This is a genomic window from Phaeovulum sp. (assembly GCF_041596715.1).
GTDB lineage: Bacteria > Pseudomonadota > Alphaproteobacteria > Rhodobacterales > Rhodobacteraceae > UBA6213.
This window is the reverse complement of record NZ_JBFHIA010000224.1, coordinates 1-4,893: the sequence shown is the minus strand read 5'-3', so window position 1 is coordinate 4,893 and position 4,893 is coordinate 1. Positions and strand designations below refer to the sequence as shown.

Below are 4,893 nucleotides of genomic sequence, written 5' to 3'. Positions count from 1 at the left end.
GGGGCGCTGGATACGCAGCGCCACGGTGGCAAAACAGGCGGCGCGAAAGCGCCCGTCGATCAGCACCATATCGGGGTGCACGAAATCGTCGCGATCCCAGACCGAATTGGCATAGCCGGGCCATTTGCGAAAGCTTGCATCATTCGCGGGTTTGCCCCACGGGCCGGTCGGCCCAATGTCGGCGTGGTGCAGGCGCACCTCGCTTGCGGGCGGGTTGGCGGCAAGCCAGCGCCCCATGTCATCCAGCCATGCCTTGTCGCTTTCAACCGAAAAGATCAGCTTTCCCGGCATTTCGGCGGCCAGCGCAGTAGACCAGCCGCTGCCGTATTCGAGAATGACCTCTGCCCCCGCATAAGCCTGCGCAACCGCTGCCGCCTCTTCAGGCGGCATCGTCGGGCGCGCACGCTGGGGGGCGGAAAGGTTCACCCCACGCTCCCTTCCAAGCTGATCGCCACAAGGCTTTGCGCTTCCATGGCAAACTCCATCGGCAGCGCCTGCAACACGTCCTTGCAGAAGCCGTTGACCACCAGCGCCACCGCAGCCTCTTCGCCGATACCGCGCGCGCGGCAATAGAACAGTTGATCCTCATCGACCTTCGAGGTGGTGGCCTCGTGTTCGACCCGGCTCGAGTGGTTCTTGACCTCGATATAGGGCACCGTATGGGCACCGCATTGATCGCCGATCAACAAGCTGTCGCACTGCGTATAGTTGCGGCTGTTCTTGGCGCGCGGGTGCATCGAGACCTGCCCGCGATAGGTGTTTTGCGCGTGGCCTGCGCTGATCCCCTTGGATACGATGCGCGAACGCGTATCGCGCCCGAGGTGGATCATCTTGGTGCCGGTGTCGGCCTGCTGGAAGTTGTTGGCAATGGCGATCGAGTAGAACTCACCCTGGCTTTCGTTGCCGCGCAAGATGCAGCTGGGGTATTTCCAGGTGATCGCAGAGCCGGTTTCAACCTGCGTCCACATCACCTTGGCACGGTCGCCCCGGCAATCGGCGCGCTTGGTGACAAAGTTGTAGATGCCGCCCAGCCCGTTTTCATCGCCCGGATACCAGTTCTGCACGGTGGAGTACTTCACCTCTGCGTCTTCCAGAATGACGATTTCCACCACCGCCGCGTGCAATTGCGCGATGTCGCGCTTGGGCGCGGTGCAGCCTTCGAGGTAGCTGACATAAGCGCCCTTGTCGGCGATGATCAGCGTGCGTTCAAACTGCCCGGTGTTTTCGGCATTGATGCGGAAATAGGTGCTCAGTTCCATCGGGCATTTGGTACCCGGCGGGATGTAGACGAAGGAACCATCGGAAAAGACCGCCGAATTGAGCGTGGCAAAGAAGTTGTCCGACTGCGGCACGACGCTGCCGAGATACTTCTTCACCAGTTCCGGGTGTTCGCGGATCGCCTCAGAAATCGAGCAGAAGATCACCCCGGCCTTGGCAAGCTCTGCCTTGAAGGTGGTGCCTACGCTGACGCTGTCAAAGACCGCGTCCACCGCCACCCGGCGCGCATCTGCCGCCACCCCTTCGGCACCTTCTACCCCGGCCAGAAGCATCTGTTCCTTCAGCGGAATCCCAAGCTTGGCATAGGTCGCCAGCAGCTTCGGATCAACTTCATCGAGGCTTTTGGGCTTTTGCGCCATGCTCTTTGGCTTGGCGTAGTAAAACTGGTCTTGATAGTCGATCACCGGATAGTTGAGCATCGCCCAGCGCGGCTCTTCCATCTCGACCCAGCGCCGATAGGCGGCCAGACGCCATTCCAGCATCCATTCCGGCTCGCCGTTCTTGGATGAGATTAGCCGAACGATATCTTCGTTCAGGCCCTTGGGGGCGTAATCCGTTTCGATATCCGTGGCCCAGCCGTATTTGTAGCTGCCCATGTTGCGCACCGCGTCAACGGTTTCGCGGTCTACGCCGTCACGCACTTCCTGATCGCCGCTCATGCTTTTTCCGTTCTTTTCAGGCGCTTTTCAGCGCATTTCTCATGCAGCTCTCGCGCGATGGCGCGCATAGGCCGCGGCCCAGACCTCGGCAAAGCGCAAGACCTGCTCGCGGCTTGTCCCCGGCCCGATCGAGACGCGCACGGCGGATGCCGCGGCCTCGCTGCCAAACCCCATCGCGCTCAGCACACGACTGGCGCGCACCTTGCCCGAGGAACAAGCCGAGCCCGCCGATATGGCAAACCCCGCCAGATCGAGCGTCATTACTTGTGTTTCCCCACGCCATCCCTGCGCCAAGATGCAACTGGTATTGGGCAGCCGGGCAACCGCAGGATTCTCCCTGCCGGGGAAAATAACATCTTTGCTGCCAGCTTCCAGAGCGGATTCTAGAATATTTCTAATTTCCGCCACCTCGTCCCAAACCCCTGCCGCCAGATCGCGCGCCGCAGCCTCGGCGGCAGCGCCAAAACCGGCGATTCCGATAATGTTTTCAGTCCCCGCGCGTCGCCCCATTTCCTGCCCGCCGCCTTTGATCTGGCTGGCAATTTCGGTGCCGCGCCGCACCACCAGCGCACCTATGCCCTTGGGCCCGCCCAGCTTGTGTGCCGAAATCAGGCCCGCGGTCACGCCAAGCCAGTTGAACGCAATGGGCAGTTTGCCAAAGGCCTGCGTGAGGTCGCTGACCGCAAGGCCCTCGGGCAACTCTTGCACCACTCCGGTTTCCGAATTGGCCAGTTGCAGCGCAGTTCGCGCAGGGTCCGCCACCGCCACGCGCCCCGCGGCATCGCACGCAAGCCCCGCTTCGCACCACGCGCGCACCGCGTCATGCTCAACCTCTGCGCAGACCAGCCCGCGCCCGCCACATGCCAACGCCGCCGCTTCGGTGGCACCTGAAGTAAAGATGACATCGGCCCCTTCGGCCCCAAGCGCCGCGGCCACCTGCGCGCGCGCCCGCTCTATCAGCGCCCGCGCCGCGCGCCCCTCGGCATGGACCGACGAGGGGTTGCCAACCACATCCATCGCCGCGGCCATTGCAGCGCGCGCTTCGGGGCGCAGCGGTGCCGTCGCGTTCCAGTCAAGATAGACCCGCCCGCTCACACAGCGCCCTTCTCTGCTTTAGCCAAAGACCCCTGCCCGAGGCCGATCTGCGCGACGCGCGCGCCCGCGCCCGTCATTCGTCCACCACCGCAAACAGCGACGGCACCGCCTGACAAGGCTTCATCGCGTTGCCCACCACATCGGCCAGCGTCGTTGCGTGTAAAAACACATAGACTTGCGCCGAAAGGCTTTCCCACAGCCGGTTGGAAAGGCTTTGCGCACGGCTGCCGGAAACGCCCCCGGTAGCCCCCGCGCCCTTTTCCATGGCCGAGACGGATTCGTCCACCGCCTCGAACACCTCGGAAATGCGGATTTCGCTGGGCGCGCGCGCCAATCTATAGCCGCCGCCGGGGCCACGCACCGAGCGCACCAGCCCGGCGCGGCGCAGCCGCACGAACAACTGCTCCAGATACGGTAGCGAAAGATCCTGCCGGCGAGAAATCGCCGCAAGCGAGGTCATCTGGTCCTCGCTTGACGTTGCCAGATCGACTAGCGCTACCATCGCATAGCGTCCCTTGGTTGAAAGCTTCACTCGCTCCTCCTGAACTCTCGCGGTTTCGGGTCTGCAAATGTCTGCAAAACCCAACTTCCTTTAGCAGAGCATTGACCTTGCAAGGAAGGCCGCTTAACTCAAGTCGATGCGGCAAACCGGCCCAAGCCGGGATTGCAACCGATCTAGGGTATCCGAGCGAATTCGTCAAGTATTCGCCGCACCCGCAGCAGGAACAGGCTTGTCATGCCAGAAGTCATTTTTCCCGGCCCCGAAGGGCGACTGGAGGGGCGCTACCACCCCAATGGCGCGCCCGATGCGCCGATTGCCATCGTGCTGCACCCCGATCCGCAGTTTGGCGGCACAATGAACAACCGTGTTGTCTATAATCTGCACTATGCGTTCCATCGCATGGGCTTCACCGTGTTGCGCTTCAACTTCCGTGGTGTCGGGCGCAGCCAAGGTGAATACGATCAAGGCGTTGGAGAACTGTCCGATGCCGCCTCGGCGCTGGATTATCTGCAAACGCTCAACCCCAATTCCAAACATTGCTGGGTCGCGGGTTTTTCCTTTGGCGCGTGGATCGGCATGCAATTGCTGATGCGTCGGCCAGAGATCACCGGCTTCATCTCGGTGGCCCCCCCCGCCAACCGCTATGATTTCTCGTTTCTGGCACCCTGCCCCTCGTCGGGGTTGATCATCAATGGCACCGCAGACCGCGTCGCCCCGCCCAAGGATACCGCCAATCTGGTAGCCAAACTGCGCGAGCAGCGCGGCATCGTTATTACCCACGAGCAGGTCGAAGGCGCGGACCACTTCTTCAAGGATGAAGAAGAGCACATGAAGCCGATGATCGAGACGGTGCAGACCTATGTCCGCCGCCGTCTGGGCGAAGCATCGCGGTAGCGCAATGGGCCTGCTGGAAGATCTTGCCGACAAGCTGGCGCAAGACACGCTTGCCGAGATGGAGCGGCTCGGCAACGACCGCCTTTATATGGATGTCGCCAAGGCGCTTGGCACCTCGTCGCCGACCATGCAGGAAACCTTCCTGACCTCGATCCGCATCCGCATGGCCGAGGCGCGCGGGCGCATGTTTCTGCAAACGGCGGTCGCGGCGCTTGAGGCGGGCAAGGCACCGCCCACGGCACCCAAGGGCGGCGAGCATTGAGCGACCGGCTTGACCGTCAGTTCGCCTTTCTGATGGAGGCGGACAAGCTCAAGCACGTTCTGCGCGCCACAACCCTTAACGATGGCTCGCGCCGCGAAAACTCGGGCGAGCATAGCTGGCATCTGGCGCTTTATGCGCTGGTGCTGGCCGATCAGGCTGGCCCCGGCGTCGATATTGCGCGCGTCATCAAGATGCTTTTGCTG

7 protein-coding genes are annotated in these 4,893 nt (G+C 62.4%); 3 read left to right on the top strand and 4 right to left on the bottom strand.

Going from position 1 to position 4,893, the window contains the following annotated elements:
- From ABY403_RS13305 to ABY403_RS13290, 4 genes are all read right to left on the bottom strand, one after another.
- Window positions 1–426 (bottom strand): hypothetical protein (locus ABY403_RS13305; protein ID WP_372841313.1); only part of this gene is annotated, 426 nt, incomplete at its 3' end.
- Window positions 423–1,937 (bottom strand): Fe-S cluster assembly protein SufB, encoded by a 1,515-nt coding sequence (gene sufB, locus ABY403_RS13300; RefSeq protein ID WP_372841312.1) that lies wholly within the window; start codon window positions 1,935–1,937, stop codon window positions 423–425. The genes ABY403_RS13305 and sufB, both read right to left, overlap by 4 nt.
- 39 nt (window positions 1,938–1,976) lie before the next feature.
- Entirely contained in the window at window positions 1,977–3,032 is a 1,056-nt protein-coding gene (locus ABY403_RS13295) for a cysteine desulfurase family protein (protein WP_372841311.1), read from the bottom strand.
- A 73-nt stretch (window positions 3,033–3,105) separates the two neighbouring features.
- On the bottom strand, window positions 3,106–3,564 hold the full coding sequence (locus ABY403_RS13290; RefSeq protein ID WP_372841310.1) for an Rrf2 family transcriptional regulator: 459 nt from the start codon (window positions 3,562–3,564) through the stop codon (window positions 3,106–3,108).
- 204 nt (window positions 3,565–3,768) lie between these two features.
- Between ABY403_RS13290 and ABY403_RS13285 the strand changes: the two genes are divergently transcribed.
- The 3 genes from ABY403_RS13285 to ABY403_RS13275 all read left to right on the top strand — a co-directional run.
- Window positions 3,769–4,428 (top strand): alpha/beta hydrolase, encoded by a 660-nt coding sequence (locus ABY403_RS13285; RefSeq protein WP_372841309.1) that lies wholly within the window; start codon window positions 3,769–3,771, stop codon window positions 4,426–4,428.
- On the top strand, window positions 4,394–4,690 hold the full coding sequence (locus ABY403_RS13280) for a hypothetical protein (RefSeq protein ID WP_372841308.1): 297 nt from the start codon (window positions 4,394–4,396) through the stop codon (window positions 4,688–4,690). Before ABY403_RS13285 ends, ABY403_RS13280 begins: the two co-directional genes overlap by 35 nt.
- Window positions 4,687–4,893: HD family hydrolase (locus ABY403_RS13275; RefSeq protein WP_372841307.1), on the top strand; the 207-nt coding region annotated here is incomplete at its 3' end. The genes ABY403_RS13280 and ABY403_RS13275, both read left to right, overlap by 4 nt.

Coding starts and splice junctions, on each gene's coding strand:
- sufB (WP_372841312.1), bottom strand. CDS start 1,937: ATGAGCGGCGATCAGGAAGTGCGTGACGGCGTAGACCGCGAAACCGTT.
- ABY403_RS13285 (WP_372841309.1), top strand. CDS start 3,769: ATGCCAGAAGTCATTTTTCCCGGCCCCGAAGGGCGACTGGAGGGGCGC.
- ABY403_RS13280 (WP_372841308.1), top strand. CDS start 4,394: ATGTCCGCCGCCGTCTGGGCGAAGCATCGCGGTAGCGCAATGGGCCTG.